Below are 21,326 nucleotides of genomic sequence, written 5' to 3'. Positions count from 1 at the left end.
CTCAGTTGTCCTTCGTTGCGTTGCCGGCGATGGCAATTCCCGTTTCCAGAAGCTTCGCTGCCTGGCTCTCATCTGAAGCTTCCACATAGCATCGCAGTTCCGGCGCATTGCCGGAAGCGCGATAATGAATTGCATTACCGGAATGGAAGAAGAGTTTCACGCCGTCAATCGTTTCGGAGCGGACAATCGGATCGTCAATCTGAAACAGTGCACTTCGCGTCGCCTCATTCTTCAACAAGGACAAAAACGCGAGGCTCTTTTCCTGCGGGACGTTCTGCAGCCTGTCGCTCAGCGCAATACGGAAATGGAAGCGGGCTGCGATTTCGGACAATGGTTTGCCAAGCTCCTTGACGGAACCAAGACTGCTGAGAATTGGCAGCAACGCATCGCGGGTCGAAAGCGCAGTCAATGTGCGATTGTCCCGGCTGATATCCGTACCCAGCAACACACCGCCATTGGCCTCAAAGCCGACCACCGCCGATATGCCCGAGGCGATGGCCTGCGCCATGCCTTCGATGACATAGGGCGACCCCACCCGTGTTCTGATGACCCGCTCGAAATTTTCTTCAAGAGCGGAGTTGGACGTCACCGGCGTCACAATCGTTTTGACGCCAAGCCAGTCGGCAGTGATCGCTCCCACCAGATCGCCCCGAACGAAACGGCCCTTATCATCCGCGATCAACGGGCGGTCGGCATCACCATCCGTGGAAACAATGGCGTCAAAGCGGCTTTCCTTCGCCCACTGGTCGAGAAGTTCGATATCCTCGGAGCGCAAAGCTTCCGTGTCGACAGGCACAAATACATCGGATCGACCGAGCGGTACGGCTTCTGCGCCAAGCTCGGTGAGGATACGGATAATGAGATCACGCGCCACAGACGAATGCTGATAGACCCCGACGCGCAAGCCGCGAAGGCTCTCAAGTCCGACAAAATCAACATAACGCTTCACATAGCGGTCGATTGCATCACTGCTAAGGGGCACATCATGCAGATGACGAAAGGCATGATTTTCTGGCAGAGCGGCATAGATCGCGCTGATGGCGCTCTCGTCATTCTTGTCGATTTCTCCGTCATTGCGATAGAACTTAAGCCCGTTGCGGTCGTCCGGAATATGGCTGCCCGTAACCATGATGCATGGCGCTTGCTGCGAAATCGCAAAGTGGCTCAAAGCCGGGGTTGGCAGAACACCGCAATCGACCGGCTGAAACCCCGCATCCTCGATTGCCGCCATGCAAAGTGCTGCAATAGCCGGACTGGATGGGCGAAGGTCTTGACCAACGAAAACTTTGTGGCCCTTCTGCAGCTTTCCAGCTTTCAACAGCATTTTAACGAAAGCAAGAGAATAGGCATAAGCGGGCAAACCATTCAGTTCGTCCGCCAGTCCCCTAAGACCGCTTGTGCCAAATTTAAGGGATGTGCCGCTCATGCTTTCCACTCATTCTTTTCGAACATCAAAAAAGCAACGCCCGCAAGCGCCCCCAGCTCAAAAGTTTTGTCATCTTATAACGTGAGCCTGAAAACTATCATCCCCACAATAGTGCAATCATATGCACCTTATTGCTGGTCATAATCCGTATATACGGGCAATTTCAAATCCTTAACGCAGTCTGCGTTAATAATTGCTGTGGAGTTTGGCACGTTGTTCTAATCGCGATGGAATTGACGCGCTCTTAAGTACTGAAATGGGCCGCGTGATCTTGCCCACCGGGACGCCTGGATTCCCAGCTAAGCCAAATTCCTCAATGATTTCAACAAATCATTTTTTCAAATCCGCCAAATGTGTCATAGGTTTGTGCTACAGTTGGCGCACGGCGTCAAGGGGCTGGCAGAGAGGTGGCAGATTATTTCCGCTCGATACAAAAAACGCGGCACCGCCCGTTGAGTGATGCCGCGCTCAAAACTATTCTCTTGAAACGGCTCTATCCGTCTGAGCGCTCCATCAGATAATGACAATTCCCTGTTGTTCAAATGGCAGGACAACCTCCTATCACTGCACCAGCGAGATATAATTTTTCACATATTCTAGCGCCATTTTATCAGCTGTGAAATGCTCGATATATCGCGCTCGTGCATTCATTCCGAAAACTTTGGCCTGCTCCGTGTCGTGTGCAATGCTTCGCATTGCAGCTGATAGCGCTTCTGGATTCTGCGGCGGCACCACAATTCCCGTTTGCCCGTTCAGATTGACGTAACTGGTACCGGTGCCAATTTCACACGAGATCATCGGCTTTCCAAACATAGAGGCTTCCACCAACGACAGCCCAAACGCTTCAGAACGTAGATGCGACGGAAAAATCAGTCCGGAGCTCAACTCCAGAAGAGCAGTTTTGTCCGCATCCGGCAGCGCTCCCAAAAAATGAACATGCGAAAGGTTATGTTCATTCGCATAAGCGGTGAGCTGAGGCTTCATAGGGCCATCGCCGACAATGACAATATCAATATCAATATCGGAAGTTCTTGCTGCGGCCAGCAGCGTTTTTAAGCCTTTATAATAACGCAGCACACCGACGAAGAGAAAGAAAGGCCGAGGAAACTGTTCGCGCCAGCGCGCCTTGGTTGTGGCGTCGGCAGCAGGATAATCCGCCTCGTTCAAGCCAAGCGGAATGACCGTTGTTTTATCGCTGAACCGCTGCAGAACATCGCTTGTTGCAAGATAATTCGGAGAGGTGGCAACGATCCGGTCCACACTACCGAGAAAGCGGTTCATCAAAGGGCGATAGAGTTGCAGGAGTAGTTTCTGTTTAACGATGTCCGATTGATAGGTCACAATAGTCGGCTTGCCCGGACGCACGCCGATCTGCATGATATCGCTCATTGGCCAAGGGAAATGATAATGAATAATATCGGCCTTGCTGCTCAATTCCCGGAACCGGGAAAACACATCGCGCGACAATCCCGTTGATGCAAATTCAAGGTCGAGCTTGGCCTTATATGCCATGTGACCATCAAAATTTCGGGTATTTTCTTCCGGCTTTGCGCTCAAGGACAACACGTCCGACTCGATACCGTGTTCGAGCGCACCTTTCGCGAGCGCATGAATGGTTCGCTCCATACCGCCGAATGTATCCGGCCAATAGGTCTTAAAAAAATGCAGAACTCGCATGTTTCTCCAATACAGCCGCATCATCAGCGGCATATCTGATCGTTCGTCATCAGCGGCGACAGCTAAAAAGTCGTGACAGCCTAAAGTTCGGATATTGTTTTCTCTGCTTCATAACAGGCGCAGAGAATATGATAAAAGGTCGATGCTGGCGCGGGCTCATTAATGAGCGTACCGCCTTCCGGCCACTTGTCGTACCACAAGCCTTTGATCGGCGTTTCAAGAAATGGCCGTAGGGCGTCAATGGCACGCAAGGCGGACTGCAGATAGTAAACTCGCTCTTCGCCCTTGCTCAACGAAGCGAATAACAAGGCCGATTTTATCCATTCAGTTTGCGGCCAGAGGCGGGCCAGACCGTCATGAACCGAAAAATCATCATACAAGCTCATGATGGCAACTTTGCGCTGCTCGCACACACCACGATCTACTGCAATCTGGAATAGACGCTTAGCCGCCCTCAAACCATCGTTATTCTGCCGTCGATCCGCCCACTGGCCAATCAGCCAGGACCATTCGAACTGATGCCCCGGTTCAACCACCCTGCCCTTGTCCCCTGGGTAAGGTCGCCAATCGTGATCGAAGAATTCACGCAACGCACCGGTCTTGCCATCTATGAATTTCGTTAATGCAAGATTTGCGATCTCATCGGCATATATCGACCAGAACTGTGTTTCTGGATCTGCTGACTCCCAAGCAAGCATTGCTTCGAACAAATGCATATGTGGATTTGAACACAGAGGAAGCTTTGGCGGATTGGCTTCCTCAAATCCGCCAAGAGGATGGTGATAACCTGCCACGAGCGAATTCATCAGACCAAGCGCTCGCTGACGCATTTCATCAAACCGATCGGGTATGGAAACAGCGATCTGCGCGGCCGCAAAAACGGAAAAAGCCTGATTATAGAGATCGAACGTGTGATCGATCATCTCACCATTTTGACCGGCAAGACTGCCATAGAAACCGTCTTCTCGCCGATAGACGCGATCATAATATTCTATTCCAGCTTCAACGGTATGCTTCCATTCGCCTTGCCAGCCCATGGCACCAGCCTTGGCGAAACAATAAATCTGTCTCGGATGCACACGAGACCGACGATTATCAGCATCCGTTGCGACTCCGTCCTGCCCCACACGTTCAAAGAAACCGTTATTCGGTGCATCCACACCAGCAGACAACCAAAGAGGCAGCGCATCGTTGTGGAGCCACAACGATAAGCGCTCCACTTCCGCCTGAAGTTTACGTGTCACATCATTCATTACACGGCTTTCATGCTGAAATAATCACACGATCAAACGCGACCGAAATCATCCTCGAAGCGCACAATATCGTCTTCGCCCAGATAAGCTCCAGTTTGAACTTCAATCAGTTCAAGCAGAATTTTACCCGGATTTGAGACACGGTGTACCGCACCTTGAGAAATATATGTCGATTCGTTCTCGGACAGGAAAAGGCTCTTGTCATCGATCACGATTTCGGCCACGCCTCGAACTACCACCCAATGCTCTGAACGATGGTGATGCTTCTGCAGCGAGAGCTGTTTGCCCGGCTTGATGAACAGACGCTTTACCTGAAAGCGATCACCCGACAACAGATGGGTGTAGCCACCCCAAGGGCGATAGATGGTCCGATGCTCCTCAGCAAGCTTCGCCGTGGCGGGCTGTTTCATCAGCGCCTTTACGATCGTGCCTACACCTTGCGCTTCTGAGAGCTTGCCGACATAAAGCGCATCTTCCGAGGCCACAATCGTCAGATCATCGACACCATTGACGGCGACATGAACGCCTTCAGACAAGACCAGCGAGTTATTGGTGTTGTGCAGGCTGACTGGTCCGCGAGCAACGTTTCCAGCCAGATCCTGCTTGCTTTCCTTCCAGACAGCATCCCACGATCCGAGATCCGACCAGCGGATCGGTGACGGAACAACAGAAGCGAGCTTTGTCTTCTCGAAAATCGCATAGTCGACGGAAATATCCGGCGCTTTCTCAAATTCGGCACTATTCAAACGCACAAAATCGAGATCCCCTTGTGCAGTCGCAACGGATGCCTCTGCAGCCTCATATACTGCTGGTGCGTGAAGTCTGCATTCATCGAGGAATACGTCTGAACGGAACAGAAACATCCCTGAGTTCCAGTAGAAGCCACCGGCAGCAAGCATTTCGCGCGCAACTTCTTCCTTTGGCTTTTCTACAAAGCGCTTAATTGCACAAGCTCCACTTTCTTCCAACTCGCCTGCTTCGATGTAACCAAAACCGGTCGCCGGTTCCGTCGGCGTAATGCCAAAAGTCGCAAGACACCCCATGCGAGCGGCGTTGCTGGCCGTATCAATAGCTTGAAAATAGGCATCGTCCATTTCAATGTTGTGGTCAGATGCCACAACATGAATAAGGGTCGGCTCATCCTTGGAAGCAATCAAAGCCGCAGCAGCAATTGCCGGCGCCGTGTTACGAGCGACTGGTTCCAGAATAACGTCCGAAAGTTCGACTCCACATTCCAATGCCTGTTCCGCCACCAGAAACCGATAGTCAGCATTCGTTATGATAATCGGCCTGGAATAGCGCTTCGGGTCCGACAAGCGTTTCAGGGTCATCTGAAAGAGGCTAAGTTCGCCAGTCAGAGCCAGAAACTGTTTTGGGCGCTGCGAGCGCGACATCGGCCACAATCTCGTACCTTTTCCTCCTGCCAACACTACTGGCCTGATCAACATTTCACGCACCTTAACTTCCTTTCGCAGATGATTTCAGATCGTTTCTGAGAGCTTTGCAATAAATTTGCTCAACATTCGATCAGTTTTCTCTGCGGAATCCGTTTCGATATAAATCCGCATTTCCGGCGCATTGCCTGATTGTCGGAAATGAACCGTATCACCATTTGCAAACGCCATTCGCACGCCGTCGACAGTCGAGATTGATTCCGGCTCGACGATCAACGGGGAGAAACTAGAACGAAATGATTGTGACGTTTCTATAGCATGCAGAAATGAAGCAGCGCGATCAGAGGGAACTTCCTTGACCCTATCGGCTTTCATGAAGCGAGAAGGAAGTGTCGCGACCATCTCACTCAACCGTAGCCCCTGACCTTTCGCCCGCACAAGGGCGGCTACTGCTGGTAAAACAGCATCACGCGTAGGGAGACGATGCAATAAGCCACCCTTCAACTTCACATCATCGCCGAGCAAAAAGCCTCCGTTCGCCTCAAAACCAACGACGGGGTGCGCTGTTGCATGCGCCATTTCGGCCACGACATAGGGCGAGCCAATCCGTGTTCTGTGGATATTCTCGAACCAACTGCTTTCCTCCAGCGCACTTGTCGTGCTGAGTGGCGTAACGACAGTTTTCGCACCGAGATATCGAGCCGTCAGAATACCCAATATATCGCCATTTACCTGTCTTCCCTGATCATCGATGACCAGAGGTCTATCACCGTCTCCATCTGTCGACACTACTGCGTCGAGTCCATGCTCAGCGATGAATGCGCTCGCCCGAGATAGATCCGAAGGATCAAGCGCTTCTGTATCGACAGCGACGAACTTGTCCATCCTGCGGAATGGATAAACCGCTGCCCCAAGCTCTTCAAAAATACGAACAAGAAGATCGCGCCCAACAGCGGAATGAAGATCGATACCGATTTTCATTCCAGTCAGCGCGTCCGAGCCGAAAGAATTGATGGAGCGATTCACATATTCCTCTGCCACATCGGCCAGAGGAACTGGCATGTTGATGGTCTGTCCGTCGATAACCTTACTCAATAATTCTTCCGCAAGGCGGCGCACGGGTGCCTCGTCTTCCTTCAGAAATTCGCCATCTGGGCGATAAAATTTAATGCCGTTGTAGGCCTCAGGGATATGGCTCCCCGTTATCATGATGGCAGGCGCATTCCGTGCCATAGCATACGCCGCAAGTGCAGGCGTAGGGACGTTCTCTGACCAGATTGCCTTTTTTCCATCAAGCTCAATTGCAGTCAGGCACGAGGCCGCAATACGAGGGCTAGATTCGCGCAAATCAGCAGCTACATAGATATCGCGAAACTCGAAATCACAACTAATATGCCGCAAAAACGCAACGACGTAGGCTGTACAAACCTTATCTGTAAAGTCAACTGATGGACCTCGCAGACCCGATGTTCCAAAAGTAACAGTCATTTCAAGCCACTACCTAACCTGCTTTTCCTCAAAAAACCTACAATTGCACGAACATGTTCAATGTAAGCAACCAATTAAATCATCAAGTCAAATACACATTACCACCCAAATTTCCGCTATTTTGAAAACTAAACGAATCATTCTGCGTTTGAGTAGGTCAATATCTGCTGAGAACACAATTTAATGCTGACAGGAAGGGCTTGCCCATTTCGCTACACACCTATAAGAGAACTCGTCAACCTCACTGACATATATGATGGTTTTTAGTTGACTTTCGAATAGATGATTGTAGAGGCACATTGCTATAAACGTGTTAGCTCTGCGATCGGACTTGGCCGTTAACATAACTGCTGTGCAATATTCAATGGAGATACATGTGACAAAAAGGGCTTTGGTTACCGGCATAACAGGGCAGGACGGCGCTTACTTAGCAGCCTTCCTTCTTGAAAAAGGCTATGAGGTTTTTGGTCTTGCGCGCCGCTCCAGCACATCAGATGTAAATCTGAGCCGTTTGGATTGGCTTGGCGTGACGAAAGACGTCAAGATCGTAGACGGTAACCTTTTGGATCTCTCAGGCCTTATTCGAACGATGCGCGACACTAAACCTGATGAAGTTTACAATCTCGCAGCACAGTCATTTGTAAAGTCGTCGTGGCAACAGCCAATTTTGACAGGCAATGTAACAGGTCTGGGTGTTGCCAATGTTCTGGAAGCGATTCGACTGGAATCTCCAGACGCTCGCTTTTATCAAGCATCCTCGTCGGAAATGTATGGTCTAATTCAGGAGCCGATGCAGTCGGAATTAACTCCCTTTTATCCACGCTCCCCGTATGCGGTTGCCAAACTTTATGGTCACTGGCTAACCGTGAACTACCGTGAAAGCTTTAATCTTCACGCATCCAGTGGCATTCTCTTCAACCATGAATCTCCACTACGCGGTATTGAATTCGTGACTCGTAAGGTGACTGATGGCGTAGCACGTATCAAACTTGGCCTCGCACACGAGCTTCGCCTCGGCAACATAGATGCAAAGCGTGACTGGGGACATTCCAAAGATTACGTTCGTGCGATGTGGATGATGTTACAGCAAGACGTCGCAGATGATTATGTCATCGCAACTGGCAGAACAACCACTGTACGTGAAATGTGCAAAATTGCGTTCGCCCATGCTGGTCTGGATCTCGACAGCCACCTCGTTATTGACCCAGACCTGTTTCGTCCCGCAGAAGTTGATGTTCTTCTTGGAAATCCAGAAAAAGCTAAGAAAGCATTTGGGTGGACACCTACAATTTCGCTGGAAGAAATGATCGTTGAAATGGTAGATGCCGATCTGCAAAGGTTAAACCACCTGAAATGACTATTCGAACCTCAGCATCCACGCGCCAGCATAGAATCCTTGTCACTGGGGCCAGTGGTTTTGTTGGAACTTGGTTGATGAGGCTTCTTCGCGAGTATGCGGAAACGATGCCAATCGAGTTAGTTGCTGCCGGTCGATCAGAAGATAGCGATATTAAGCTTGATTTGGTCGATCGGCTGGAGACCTATCGTATCGTCCGCGAAGTGCAACCTACATCCGTGATCCACCTGGCTGCAATAGCTGCGCCTATGGAAGCAAAGCGCAATGCTTCAATGGCTTGGAATGTAAATTTTCACGGTACATTGAATTTGGCTTCAGCTGTCTTGTCGGCAGTTCCTGAGTGTAGGTTTATATATGCTAGCAGTTCAGAGGTATATGGCGTTACCTTTGAAGAGAAGGCGGGGAAACCTGTTAACGAGAAATGCCTATTGCGTCCTAAGACTGTTTATGGCGCTACAAAAGCAGCGGCAGATATTGCGGTGGGCCAAATGTACTATGATGGCCTCCGTTCTGTCCGTTTCCGTCCATTTAATCACACAGGCCCAGGCCAAGCAGATTCATTCGTCGTATCGGCATTTGCTAAACAGATTGCTGAGATTATGGAGGGGCGAACCGAGCCAGTAATCCAAGTTGGTAACCTTGAGGCATTTCGTGACTTCATCGACGTTCGTGATGTAGTTCGCATTTATGCGCAAACCGCTTTAATGAACAATCCTAACCACGAAGGCAAGGTATTCAATCTTGCCTCCGGACGAGCTACGCAAATAAACGATATACTCAATACAATGATCAAATTATCAGGATACCATATTGACATTGTAGTCTCCCCAGAGAGGGTTCGCCCCGTAGAAATCGCAATAGCTATTGGCAACGCCAAAGCTGCAAAGAAGGCATTTGATTGGTCCCCAGTCATCGATATTGAAACAACCATCGTCTCCATATTAGATGATTGGCGCTATCGAATTGCCAAGTCACAAGAGCGATGATTTTTATCATCTAAAACTGTATCGGTCTTCGTACAAAAAACAAAAAGATTAGCGTACCTCACCTAGATAATATCGAACTAAATCAGAATGGTAAGTACAGCGACACAGCAAGTTCAACTGGGAACTTCACTTTTACTCATCAATACGCAAGCCCATAGAAAGCCATGAGGCCTCTTAGAATTACCAACCAGAACGCCATATACCGGACCCTATTATGGTCAGCAAGTAAGACACGTGTTCGAGGAGTTGCATTTTGCTAAAAAGTTTGTGGCAATATCGAAATTTCATTCTGTCTTCTATTCGGGGGGAACTGAAAGGCCGTTTTGCGCGATCCTATCTGGGGGGGGCGTGGTTTATATTACATCCACTCGCTCAGGCTCTGATTTTCTCAATTGTATTATCTGAAGTCATGCGCGCACGTCTTCCGACCATGGATAATTCATCAGCTTATCCAATCTACTTGCTGTCCGGTATGGCTGCTTGGGGATTATTCAGTGAGATACTGAACCGAAGTATATCTGTCTTTGTAGACCAGGCTTCGGTTCTAAAGAAAATAGCTTTTCCAAGGCTGTGCCTTCCTATCATTATCTGGGGAACAGCAATAATTAATCATGTTCTTCTATTGGCTGCAATAGGAGTCATTTTTGCTTTCTTTGGACACAATCCAAATATTAACTGGCTGTATCTCATAATCGGCATCCTGATTATATCTTCTTTAGCTTTCGGTCTTGGGGTTTTTCTTGGTGTTCTGAATGTGTTTGTTAGAGATATTGGCCAAGTCATGATAGTTATTATGCAACTGTGGTTCTGGTTGACGCCGATTGTTTACGTTAGTAGTGTCGTTCCAGAAAATCTCCGTGCTCTGATTGATTATAACCCCATGACCGGGCTAGTATCTCTGTACCAGAACGTGCTCTTGCTAGATCAACCTCCCACGTTGATTAGCCTCCTTCCATCTTCAACTATAGCTGTAATAGCAATCATCATATCATTTTATTTATTTCGTAAAGCAAGCCCAGAACTGGTGGACGCCATATAATGAGCTACGTTTTAAAAGCAAACAAAATTGGCAAATGTTACGTAACATACCGCAGCAATATTCTGCGTTTTGCGTCATGGTTTGGCGTTAAATCGGACCCCCTGTCAGAATACTGGGCAAATCGAAACATCAGCTTTGAAATTAAGCGGGGCGAGGCATTAGCATTAATTGGCCAGAACGGTGCGGGAAAAAGCACTCTGTTAAAAATGGTCACCGGAACTATACGCCCAACTACTGGCAGCATACACATAGAGGGCAAAATCAATGCTATACTTGAACTCGGATTGGGCTTTAATCCGGAGTTCACTGGACGTGAAAATGTATTTCTCGCTGGTGGGCTAATGGGATACTCGCATGATGAACTGACTAACCTCATGCCAGAAATCGAATCATTCGCAGAAATTGGTGAGTTTTTTGAGAAACCCGTTCGTGTTTATTCTAGTGGTATGCAAGCCAGACTTGCATTTGCCTTAGCTACCGCAAAAAGACCCGATATTTTGATCGTGGATGAAGTTTTATCAGTTGGTGATAGTTATTTTCAGCACAAGAGCTTCGAAAAAATACGTCAATTTAAAGAACAAGGCACCGCAATTATCTTAGTCACCCATACGCTAGGTGATGTTCGGGTCCTTTGCGATCGCGTCATTCTCTTGGATAAAGGTACAGCGGTAAAGGACGGTTTGCCTGATGAGGTAATTGACTACTATAATGCAATGATCGCTGAAAAAGAAGCCCATTCATTAAGAATAGAACAAACTCGAGATGAGACTGGCTGGCTTAAAACACGGTCAGGTACCTTTGAGGCAAGAATTATCAACCTGCAATTAGTTGACGAAAAAACTGGTGATTTGGTGAAAACCGTATCTGTTGGGCAGAAGCTTATTTTGCGCCTTGTAGCGGAGATCGGCAGCCAAATAGAAAAGCTAGTACTCGGATTTATGCTAAGGGATAGAACTGGGCATGTCGTTTGGGGATCTAATACTTGGCATACTCGACAAGTACTGTACGATCTTAAACAAGGGGAAAAAGTATATTTTGAACTCCGTTTTACTTGTGATCTTGGCCCTGGATCATATTCATTTTCCCCCGCGTTGGTATCTTCCGACACTCATCTAGAACAAAATTATGACTGGGTAGACAACGCGCTTGTTTTTAATGTGGTGAACTTTGACAAAACATTTTTCATAGGAACTTCAAGCCTTGCCGCTGAGTTTCGTACCCACAGAACCCCAGGCAACCCTCCCCAAAAGTAGGCAATGTTAAAGAATTTTCTCGCCATAGTAGGATCGGAGAGATTTGCATGAAGACAAGCGAATTAACTAATCTATAGATTCTTGCGATTCCCCAGCAGGCAGCGCTCCAGCGCCTGACTAGGCCATAAACAGGTGGCACCAGATGAGCGATGCTTCACTTTACAATTGATCAACGGGTAATATGCTAGCCATGCGGGGTATGGGATAAGCACAACGTATATTTATAATGACTAACCAAATTCGCTATCGCCACATACATGCCATGAGTTGCCTTAATAACACACCATATTTTAATTAAAGAATTACAAAATTCCACTATTAAGGTCAGGATACCAATCTTATGAGTTTTCTATCATACGCGCAAAATTTGGAAGATGTAATGCTATGGAAAGCACTCAAACATGTAGAAAAAGGGTTCTACATTGATGTAGGTGCCAACGATCCAGTAATCGATTCAGTGACAAAGTCGTTTTACGATTTAGGTTGGAGAGGCATTAATATCGAGCCAGTGCGCCAATACTACCTACAATTAACAACCCACCGCCCAGAGGATATCAATCTCAATTGCGCTGTCAGTGATGTTACAGGCAGCTTGGCCATTTGGGAATGCGATGTGCGCGGGTGGGCTACAATGGATAAAACTGTAGCCGAAGCTCATGATCGCGAGGGCCATATCGGACAATGGCATGAAGTTGATGTAAGGACATTAACCGATATTAGTGATCAATACCCATCTAAGGATATACATTTTCTTAAGGTAGATGTAGAAGGGCTAGAATTATCCGTCCTCAAAGGCAACAATTGGGGTGTGTATAGACCATGGATAGTCGTCGTTGAAGCCACCTTTCCCAATACACAAATAGAAATGCACACTGACATTGAGCAGTTTCTTCTAGAGAAAAGGTATATTTTTGCGTATGCGGATGGTCTAAACAGATATTACGTTGCAGGGGAACACAAAGAGTTATTGGAAGGATTCAAATACCCTCCAAATGTTTTTGATGACTATCAGACGATCAGCGAGGCGAATGCGGTTAAGGAACGCAATCTAATTCAAAATAAGTTTGACAAATTTAAAAAAAAGGCTAAGGAAAAAGAAAGATTATATTCTAAAATTATCAATGTTGAGACCATGCAGCAGAAGCAACTCTTTGATAGTGCACTAAGCAAAATACAAGCAGAAAACATGAAAGTTCAAGAGGCTCTGGTGGCTATAATGGATAGCCTTGAGCCTCTGAAACTGTTAGATGAATACCATGATCGCGGCCGACAGATACAAGAGCTTACTACCGAGGTTGAGCGCGTACATATTGCATACGATATTTTGTCCAAATCCTATTCTCAAGCCAACGATAAAATTTTTGACTTAGAGCGTGAAAACTTACAAATTCAAGCGCAGCTTTCAGAAATACATCAAAGTATTTTTTGGCGAGCGTCGGCTCCCGCGAGGTCTTTGCGGCGTAAGTTGAATCATTCTCGTAAGTCCGTCAAAGGAATTTTCTCGCTTTCAAGAATAGATCGCTATCCACGATTAAAGCGAGTTATATCAACAACTACCCATAAGTTGGGAATATACCATTTTGCTCGGAAGATTTATCTTAGGTCTTTTGAAGGGGGGCGTTTAATGGCATTGTCACCAGTAGATTCTAAGACTACTACCCATGATTTATCTTTTCTTTCGGCTGAAGGAGCCCCCCCATTAACTGTCCAAGAGTTACATCGTCGGGTTAAGGCAGAGATTTAAACTACGGTCCGAAAAGAGAGATACGTGAGATACAAAAATTCCTATACCGAGCTAGAACAATTCCACGGTTTGAGAGTGGCTGTTTTAACTGCAGAATCTGCAGGCGGCGAAGAAGGCGGAGCAGAACGCTTTTATCTTGGGCTTCTTGAAGGTTTAATTAGTATAGGTTGCCTTGCTGAAAGAGTTCCCATCATCGCAGACGAATCGTCATTTGATAGCATAGCCAACAACTATCGGCGATGTTCTGCGCTTGATCTTAGTCGATTTGATGTAATCATTTCCACAAAGGCCCCAACATTTGCAATTAAACACCCCAATCACGTTTTATACTTAGTTCATACTGTACGAGTATTTGACGACATGTTTTATGAAACTTTTTCTGGCGAAGATCCAATTCGCCTGAAAGAGCGAGCGACAGTACATGCTTGGGATTATGAGGCTATTAATAGCACTAAAGCGAGGTTCACGATTGGCCACGAAGTGGCTGACCGGCTATATCGTTGGCGAGGAATTCGAGCCGATGTGATTCATCCACCCTTAGGAGTGACAGGTTTACGTAAAGATAAGCTTGGTGACTTCATCTTCTTACCCGGACGTTTACACCCTTGGAAACGGGTTCAACTTGCCATCCAAGCTATAAAGAATTCCCCTCTACCGATGAAGCTGATTATAGCAGGGACTGGGGAGGCGGAGAATGAACTACGCAATTTGGCAGGTGAAGATGAAAGAATTCAATTTGTAGGTCGGTTAAGCGATGAACAGCTTTTGTGGCACTATGCAAACGCGCTGGCTGTTGCTTTTGTGCCCAAGAAAGAAGATTACGGTTATGTTACCTTAGAAGCATTTGCCAGCTCCAAACCAGTGGTTACGTGTATAGATTCTGGTGAACCCACCTATTTCGTCCGTCACAGAGAGACAGGTTTACTCTGCGAGCCTACACCCAACGCGCTTACTGAGGCGTTTGAGTGGTTATACAACAATCGTGACATGGCCGAATCGATGGGCGAAAAAGGATTCCAACACGTACAAAAGATGTCATGGGCCTCAGTGGCGAGGAAGCTCGTTTCTGCTGGCCTTTCTCCAGTAGTGGAAATTGCTGCTGAGCCTTTGAAAGTAACTATTACGGATATGCAGCCTATTGATCCACCTGTTGGCGGTGGCCGTATGCGGTTATTGGGTCTTTATCATAATCTTGGTGAGCATGTAAACGCCACGTATATAGGTTCATATGATTGGCCCGGTGAGTCCTACCGTCAACAAAAGCTGTCTGCAGGCTTAAATGAAATAGTGATCCCGCTTAGCGACGATCATCACATTGCCGCTAAAGAGTGGTCCGCCCGAACTGGTGGAAAAACAGTAATTGATGTGATGTTTAGCCGGTTAGGCCACTTGTCACTAGAGTATCTTTCTACTTTAATAGACAGTATTAAAGAATCCGATGTGGTTGTTTTTTCTCATCCGTGGGTTTTCCCGTTAATAGACCCGAAACTTTTGAACGGAAAGCTGATCGTTTATGACGCTCAGAACGTCGAAGGCTATCTTCGCGCTCAATTGTTTGACGAAAAAAATGAAACAGAGCTATCAATTATACATCAAGTCCTAGCTGACGAATATAAGCTTGGTCAGCAAGCTGATCTGATATTGGTATGTTCACACGAAGACATGCTGCGTTTTCAGCGTATTTATGATTTTTCTCCTGAAAAAATGAAGATAGTCCCAAATGGCGTAATGGCTTTCGGATATAAAATTCCAGACGCTGCGACTCGTGAAATTGCGAAAAAGACGCTTGGAATTAAATCAAGCCAACGAGTTGCAATCTTCTTAGGAAGTGCATATGGGCCAAATATCGAAGCCGCCAACTTCATTGTAAAATCCTTAGCAAAATCAGTTCCCGACGTTTTGTTCATCATTGCTGGTGGAGTAGGTACGGAGGTAAAGAAAAGTCACCTTGACAATGTTCTTATAACCGGACCCTTAAATGAAGAGGATAAGAAAACATGGCTTACAGCAGCAGATCTGGCGCTTAATCCTATGTTCTCCGGATCTGGCACAAACATAAAAATGTTTGATTTCATGTCAATGGGCTTACCAACTGTAACGACAAAAACAGGGGCGCGCGGCATTGATACGGGTGGTAAGAACGTAATGCTGATTTCAGAACCTACTGTAAAGGAATTCGCCAACTCTATTCGTTCTTTGAAGGACATTGGAAAGAGCAGTGAAATCGGCACTGCAGCTCGTAATTGTGTCGTAAATAGCTACTCATGGGAGCGCATATCGACATTAGTAGGCAATTTGTTGAACTCCCACGCAAAAATGCGGAGCCAAACGAAGCCATTTTTTTCAATTGTTATACCCAGTTACGAAAGACACCATCAACTAAATGAAGTAATGCTTTCATTACAATTGCAGATAGAGCGTGATTTCGAAGTAATTGTAATTGATCAAAGTTCAAATCCATGGACAGAGAGCAACCGTTCTTATGGGTTCCCACTTACTTATTATCATTCTCCAATTAAAGGGGCTGTTACTGCAAGAAATACTGGAGCATTCCTTGCACAAGGGCGAGTAATAGCTTTTACTGACGACGATTGTAAACCAAGTGCTCATTGGCTTGCTAATGCGCGGAAATACTTCGAAGTCACTGATGTCGTCGGCGTAGAGGGAATAATTACCTCCGACCATCTCGGCGAGAGCGATTGGCGACCGGTGACAAATGTAGGGTTTGAGGGCATCGGGTTTATGACGGCGAACTTATTTGTCCGGAGTTCTGTCTTCCAATATGTTGGTGGGTTTGATCTTCAATTTGACAACCCTCATTTCAGGGAAGATACCGACTTTGGGTGGCGCGTTCAAACACTTGGTGCTATTCCCTATGCCAAAGAAGTCGAAGTTTTTCATCCTGCCCAGCCCCGTGCAAACGAACGCGAGTCTGCTGCTAACAGAGCCAAATTCTTTCAGAACGACGCACTGTTGTACAGAAAACATCCCGTACGTTATCGCGAACTTTTTCTTCGTGAGCAGCATTATAGGTTGACGCCGGGTTTTAAGGATAATCTTTTGGAAGGGTTTAAGAAGATGGAAGCCACCCCGCCTGAATGGATGATGGAACTATTAGGAAAATAAACTTAGAGCGTTAAATTCAGCAGAGTAACGTAACATATGAGTTCTAACATTGGAGATGCGCTTATAATCACGGAAGAGGCACTAACTTACGAGTCGCAGTACCAAATCTAAATTTGGGCAGTCCTTTCACGAACTAGCGAAGCTTGAGAACTAGTATCTGCCAAGTATCCTTCCGCAGGGCGTATGCCTCCAGACGATTAATATAGACTTAAATATTAGAATTTCCCGATGATTGAAGAGATTTTGATAAAAGCTAACAGATCTAGAAAACCACAAGTCCCTGTCATCCTACACTGAATGGAAGGTGATGTTTCGGTGCCGGAGTTGTGCAGAGAGTATAAGATGTGCACGGCGTCGTTTTACAAATAGCGGAATAGCGAGCCAAATGCGGCGGCATCACACCCGTACACAAACTGAAAATAGCTGCATAAATTCCACTGCGGAGCCCCGTTAAATCAGAACTCGAGAGAAATAGGCGGCGTGAATTGAAACATGAAGATTGGAATTGATGCGCGTAATCTTGTTCCGGGTATGACAGGCATAGGGCGGTATGTTTTTGAAATGTGTCGTCATTTATCGTTTAAAGGACATGAACTTTTTCTCTATTTGCCTGAAAATCCTGCAAGCTCCCTTCCAGATTGGCCAAGGACGAGCCTACGGATTGGCAACCACCCCGGTGGCATCCTGCGTATGGTTTGGGGACAATCTGTTTTACCCAAACTCGCCGCAGAAGACGCCATTGAGGTATTCTGGGGTCCCGCGCACCGTCTACCTAGTTCCCTCGATAAGCGTATCCCGCGTATTGTTACCATCCATGATCTAGTATGGAAGAAGGCGCCTTCCACTATGCGATCCCAGACATGGCTTGCCGAAAGTATTCTGATGAAACCGGCGATTAGGCACGCCGACCAAATCGTCGCTGATTCGAAATCTACTGCGGAGGATTTAAGAAAATATTTCCCTGAGGCGGGTGCAAAGACTAAGGTTATATATCCAGGGCGGAGCGAGATAGCATCCAACTGTTCTGATTTTTTACATTTTGCAAGGAAGCTCGAGATTGATCGTCCGTATTTACTTTTTGTTGGTACTCTAGAACCTCGGAAAAACCTACCACGTTTGTTAAAAGCTTTCTCAATGTTGCCAGAAGCAACTCGGAAAAAACTACTTCTCGTTATAGCAGGCGGACAGGGTTGGCACCTCACGAATCTGACAGAGCTTATCACAGAGCTTGGAATTAAACCTTCCGTTCGGCTCACAGGCTACGTTAAGGATAGTGAATTAGCGGGACTTTACACGAACGCACACTTTTTGATCATGCCTTCCATTTATGAAGGCTTTGGGTTCCCCATCATTGAAGCTAATGCTGCTGGTATTCCCGTTTTAACATCAAATTGCTCCTCTATGCCCGAAGTGGCGGGCGATGCTGCGATACTTACTGACCCGAACAATACTAGACTTATTGCAGATTCAATAATGCATCTTTTGAATGATGCTGCACTTTATAAGCGTCTCAAAAGTCGGGCACGACCAAATGCAGAACGCTTTGATTGGAATCAAAGTGCAAATATGCTGCTCGATACGTTTCAAGAAGCGATTGAGATGAGAAGACGATAATTTCAATTAACGCCCATCGCATCATACACTGCCATATACAAGTTACGCTTATCTCGACTGTATAGGTAATCCCCCCGTTCTTAGCGGGGCTCGATCATAGAATTCACGCGGCCATTTTCAGTTTCTGTGCGGGTGTAATGCCGCCGATGCCCATGTTGGGCCGTTCATTATTGTAGGTCCATAGCCACTGCGTGGCAAACTCTTGTGCCTCCTCAATGCTTTCGATAATGTGCTGGTCGAGCCATTCGTGTCGGACCGTGCGGTTATAGCGTTCGACGTAGGCGTTCTGTTGGGGCTTGCCTGGCTGGATGTGGCTCAAGGCTATTCCCCGCTTCTCTGCCCATTCCATCAGCTTGCCACTGATATATTCCGGACCGTTGTCCACCCGGTTATGTCGCAAATTTTTCACTTCTGCTGAGCTATAGTAACGTCCCGATTGTTACCGTGGGGAATATGTCTTGACACGTTCGACGACTTCTTGGTCGTCGACAAAGCATTCGAGGAACTCTTGCCATTTTTCGGCTGATCGCCGTGCGTCGGCCAGCATCTGTCTGAGCTCATCAATGCCGTCGTCCGTCAGGGCGCTTGTAGTCTGATCGTCGCCGGTTACGACGGTGATGATATTGCCATAGGTCAGGTTGTCGTCATTGTAGATGATCGCTTGAAGAAGATCGACCTCCTCTTCGAGTATTTCGGCGACATAGTCGAGCGTGAAGACAAATCTGACCGTCGCCATCAAGCTGCCTTTGCATGTTCTGCTGCGAGAGGCTTCCAGTTCCAAGGGAGCAACTCATCGAGCCGATTGATTTTGTGATCATGAATGCGCTCGAGCACATCGGCCAGATAAGCTTGCGGATTGATGCCATTCATCTTCGCCGTTTCAATGATCGTCATGGCGTGCCAGAGTTTCCGCGCCGGTATCAGCACCTGCGAATAACCAATTCCGGCGTCCAACACCAATGGGCCTCAGGGCTCGCTCCGCAGCATTGTTGTCTATGGCCACACACCCATCCTCCAGGAACAGGGATAATGACGGCCATCTGCTCAGCCCATAGCGCAAAGCCTTCGCCAATTCGCTTTTTCCCGGAATGCGAAGCAACTGCTTTTCTGCCCATGCGTGCAGTTCATCGACCTTCGGCTTGCTGTGCTTTTGACGCGTGACAAGCCTTACATCGGCGGGCCGACCTGCAATACCCCGCTCGATATCATACAGCGCACCGATCCGATCAAGCGCCTCGCGCGCAATCCCGGATTTGTTCGCGGTCCAGATGTCATGAAAGTCACGCCGCCAATGTGCCCAGCAGGAAGCCTCGCGGAAGCGGCGGTTCCCACCCGCATCAGGTTCGTATAGTTTTGCGTAGCCTTTATAACCATCAGCCTGAAGGATGCCGCTCGCTTCTCGCGGATGATGGTGGACGTGCTCTTCCTTCCAGTCGGGAGCGAAGTATAAACCGCACCCGGCGGTGCGCTGCCCACCCATGGACGTTGATCGCGGACATATGTCCAGATCCTGCCCTTCTTCACACCTTTGCCCAATCCCTTGTCGCGCAATGAGCGTTCCAGCACCCGGATCGGCGTATCGTCAGCATGGAGGAGATCGCTTTTCATGATCTCCTTCTCAATGCGCTCGATCAGCGGCCGAAGCACCTGCATGGCACGACCGCACCAGTCCACCAGTGTGCTGTCAGGTATATCGGCCCCCATCCGCGTGAAGATCTCGTTGAGGCGATAGAGCGGCAAGCGAGTCGCGCGAGGGGATTTCACCCTCACGCGCTCCCAGAACCGTACGTGAACCTCTCGGTTCATACGGCTCCCAGTATTCAACCATTTGCGTAAAGAAGAGACCAATGGGCGAACAACCCCGGCGTGGATTTCACAAGTCTGGCGAGCCAGAGTCGCGCTTGCCGGGGCCGCTGCTTAAAGCGTTTATGCTTCCGCATCACCCATCGGAGCAAATGAGCGTCAATCAGACGAAGTGTCGGATAAAGCGCCGATTTGTAGAAACACCTGAAGTAGCCGATCCAACCTTTAATCTGTCGATTAAACATACGGGCCAGATCGATCAGCCCCTTGTCGCTACGCCGCTGCAATCCCCAATTGCGTACCCGACGTCGAAACGCCTTGAGCGCTTTTGGGCTGGCCGCCGGAAGGTAGGATACGCCAAACAACCCTCCACGCCAGATCGCCAGCCGGGGCTGGAACCTGTAGCCGAGAAAGTCGAAAGCAACCGTCGGGAACGATCTTTTCCGGTTGGTATCCTTGCAGTAGACGATCTTTGTCTTCTGCGGATGAAGCGTCAGTCCACAGTCAGCGAGACGATCTTCGACCTGCTGCCATAGCCTGCGTGCTTCATCTTCCGTCCGACAATGGCAGATGATGTCATCCGCATAGCGCTCGAACGGCACTTGCGGATTCTCTCGATCCATCCATTTGTCGAAAGCGTAATGCAGAAACAGGTTAGCCAGCAGCGGCGAGATCACCCCACCCTGCGGCGTTCCGCGTTCCTGCGAGACAAGACTGCCATCCGCCATCATCACTGGTGCCTTTAGCCACCGTTCGATATAGAGCAGAACCCAGCGACAATCCGTATGATGGCGGACCGCCCTGAGCAAAAGTCCATGATCGATAGTGTCAAAGAACCCTTTGATGTCCATGTCCAACACCCAATCGTGACGCCAGCATCGCTGACGCGCCGTCCGGATGGCGTCAATGGCAGAGCGATCAGGCCGATACCCATAGGAATCCTTGTGGAATACTGGTTCCACAAGCGGCTCCAGATAAAGCCGGACGACCTCCTGCGCGATGCGGTCCGTGACAGTCGGAATACCCAACGGCCGTTGGGTCCCGTCTGCTTTGGGGATCATCACCCGGCGTACCGGCGATGGCATGTAGCTGCCCGAAGACATTCTGTTCCAAAGCTTGTAAAGGTTCGGTATAGCGCGGCGATCAGGATGAGACGCGGGCGACAA

Annotated in this window: 14 protein-coding genes and 2 pseudogenes; 7 read left to right on the top strand and 9 right to left on the bottom strand. The window is 48.1% G+C overall.

What is annotated here, in order from left to right; all coding sequences use genetic code 11:
* Nucleotide 1 precedes the first annotated feature (1 nt).
* The 5 genes from ABDF71_RS05015 to ABDF71_RS04995 form a co-directional block, all read right to left on the bottom strand.
* A complete protein-coding gene (locus tag ABDF71_RS05015; protein ID WP_151662823.1) occupies nt 2-1,426 on the bottom strand; it encodes a phosphomannomutase in 1,425 nt (474 codons plus the stop codon).
* A gap of 561 nt (nt 1,427-1,987) precedes the next feature.
* On the bottom strand, nt 1,988-3,103 hold the full coding sequence (locus ABDF71_RS05010; RefSeq protein WP_500061220.1) for a glycosyltransferase family 4 protein: 1,116 nt from the start codon (nt 3,101-3,103) through the stop codon (nt 1,988-1,990).
* A gap of 80 nt (nt 3,104-3,183) precedes the next feature.
* Complete coding sequence (locus ABDF71_RS05005; RefSeq protein WP_500061218.1) at nt 3,184-4,356, bottom strand: AGE family epimerase/isomerase; 1,173 nt, start codon at nt 4,354-4,356, stop codon at nt 3,184-3,186.
* A gap of 32 nt (nt 4,357-4,388) precedes the next feature.
* Nucleotides 4,389-5,813 carry a mannose-1-phosphate guanylyltransferase/mannose-6-phosphate isomerase gene (locus ABDF71_RS05000; protein WP_500061216.1) on the bottom strand — a complete coding sequence of 475 codons (1,425 nt, stop codon included), beginning with the start codon at nt 5,811-5,813 and terminating at the stop codon, nt 4,389-4,391.
* Nucleotides 5,814-5,837: 24 nt separating this feature from the next.
* The gene (locus tag ABDF71_RS04995; protein ID WP_500061214.1) at nt 5,838-7,238 is read right to left on the bottom strand and encodes a phosphomannomutase; all 1,401 of its coding nucleotides are present in this window, start codon (nt 7,236-7,238) and stop codon (nt 5,838-5,840) included.
* Between the two features lie 376 nt (nt 7,239-7,614).
* On the opposite strand from ABDF71_RS04995, the gene ABDF71_RS04990 reads away from it, so the two are divergent.
* The 7 genes from ABDF71_RS04990 to ABDF71_RS04960 all read left to right on the top strand — a co-directional run bounded on the left by ABDF71_RS04990 (nt 7,615) and on the right by ABDF71_RS04960 (nt 18,357).
* The gene (locus ABDF71_RS04990) at nt 7,615-8,595 is read left to right on the top strand and encodes a GDP-mannose 4,6-dehydratase (protein ID WP_500061212.1); all 981 of its coding nucleotides are present in this window, start codon (nt 7,615-7,617) and stop codon (nt 8,593-8,595) included.
* On the top strand, nt 8,592-9,581 hold the full coding sequence (locus ABDF71_RS04985) for a GDP-mannose 4,6-dehydratase (protein ID WP_500061210.1): 990 nt from the start codon (nt 8,592-8,594) through the stop codon (nt 9,579-9,581). Before ABDF71_RS04990 ends, ABDF71_RS04985 begins: the two co-directional genes overlap by 4 nt.
* A gap of 253 nt (nt 9,582-9,834) precedes the next feature.
* Nucleotides 9,835-10,620 carry an ABC transporter permease gene (locus ABDF71_RS04980; protein WP_500061208.1) on the top strand — a complete coding sequence of 262 codons (786 nt, stop codon included), beginning with the start codon at nt 9,835-9,837 and terminating at the stop codon, nt 10,618-10,620.
* Complete coding sequence (locus tag ABDF71_RS04975; protein WP_500061206.1) at nt 10,620-11,873, top strand: ABC transporter ATP-binding protein; 1,254 nt, start codon at nt 10,620-10,622, stop codon at nt 11,871-11,873. The genes ABDF71_RS04980 and ABDF71_RS04975 overlap by 1 nt, the downstream gene beginning before the upstream one ends.
* A 340-nt stretch (nt 11,874-12,213) precedes the next feature.
* Nucleotides 12,214-13,617, top strand: a complete 1,404-nt coding sequence (locus ABDF71_RS04970; RefSeq protein ID WP_500061204.1) for an FkbM family methyltransferase — start codon at nt 12,214-12,216, stop codon at nt 13,615-13,617.
* Between the two features lie 24 nt (nt 13,618-13,641).
* On the top strand, nt 13,642-16,743 hold the full coding sequence (locus ABDF71_RS04965) for a glycosyltransferase (RefSeq protein WP_500061202.1): 3,102 nt from the start codon (nt 13,642-13,644) through the stop codon (nt 16,741-16,743).
* A 492-nt stretch (nt 16,744-17,235) separates the two neighbouring features.
* Nucleotides 17,236-18,357, top strand: a complete 1,122-nt coding sequence (locus tag ABDF71_RS04960) for a glycosyltransferase family 4 protein (protein WP_500061200.1) — start codon at nt 17,236-17,238, stop codon at nt 18,355-18,357.
* Between the two features lie 103 nt (nt 18,358-18,460).
* Here ABDF71_RS04960 and ABDF71_RS04955 read toward each other — a convergent pair.
* From ABDF71_RS04955 to ltrA, 4 genes and pseudogenes are all read right to left on the bottom strand, one after another.
* Nucleotides 18,461-18,745, bottom strand: a pseudogene (locus tag ABDF71_RS04955) (transposase); the annotation flags it as partial.
* A 51-nt stretch (nt 18,746-18,796) separates the two neighbouring features.
* Nucleotides 18,797-19,093, bottom strand: a complete 297-nt coding sequence (locus tag ABDF71_RS04950) for a hypothetical protein (protein ID WP_500061198.1) — start codon at nt 19,091-19,093, stop codon at nt 18,797-18,799.
* A pseudogene (tnpC, locus tag ABDF71_RS04945) lies at nt 19,093-20,097 on the bottom strand (IS66 family transposase); the annotation flags it as partial. The pseudogene tnpC and the gene ABDF71_RS04950, both read right to left, overlap by 1 nt.
* Nucleotides 20,098-20,177: 80 nt before the next feature.
* A complete protein-coding gene (gene ltrA, locus ABDF71_RS04940; protein ID WP_500061196.1) occupies nt 20,178-21,326 on the bottom strand; it encodes a group II intron reverse transcriptase/maturase in 1,149 nt (382 codons plus the stop codon).

Origin of the sequence: Ochrobactrum sp. WV_118_8 (genome assembly GCF_039631535.1) — a bacterium.
Lineage (GTDB): Bacteria > Pseudomonadota > Alphaproteobacteria > Rhizobiales > Rhizobiaceae > Brucella > Brucella anthropi.
This window is presented reverse-complemented; position numbering and strand designations above follow the sequence as displayed.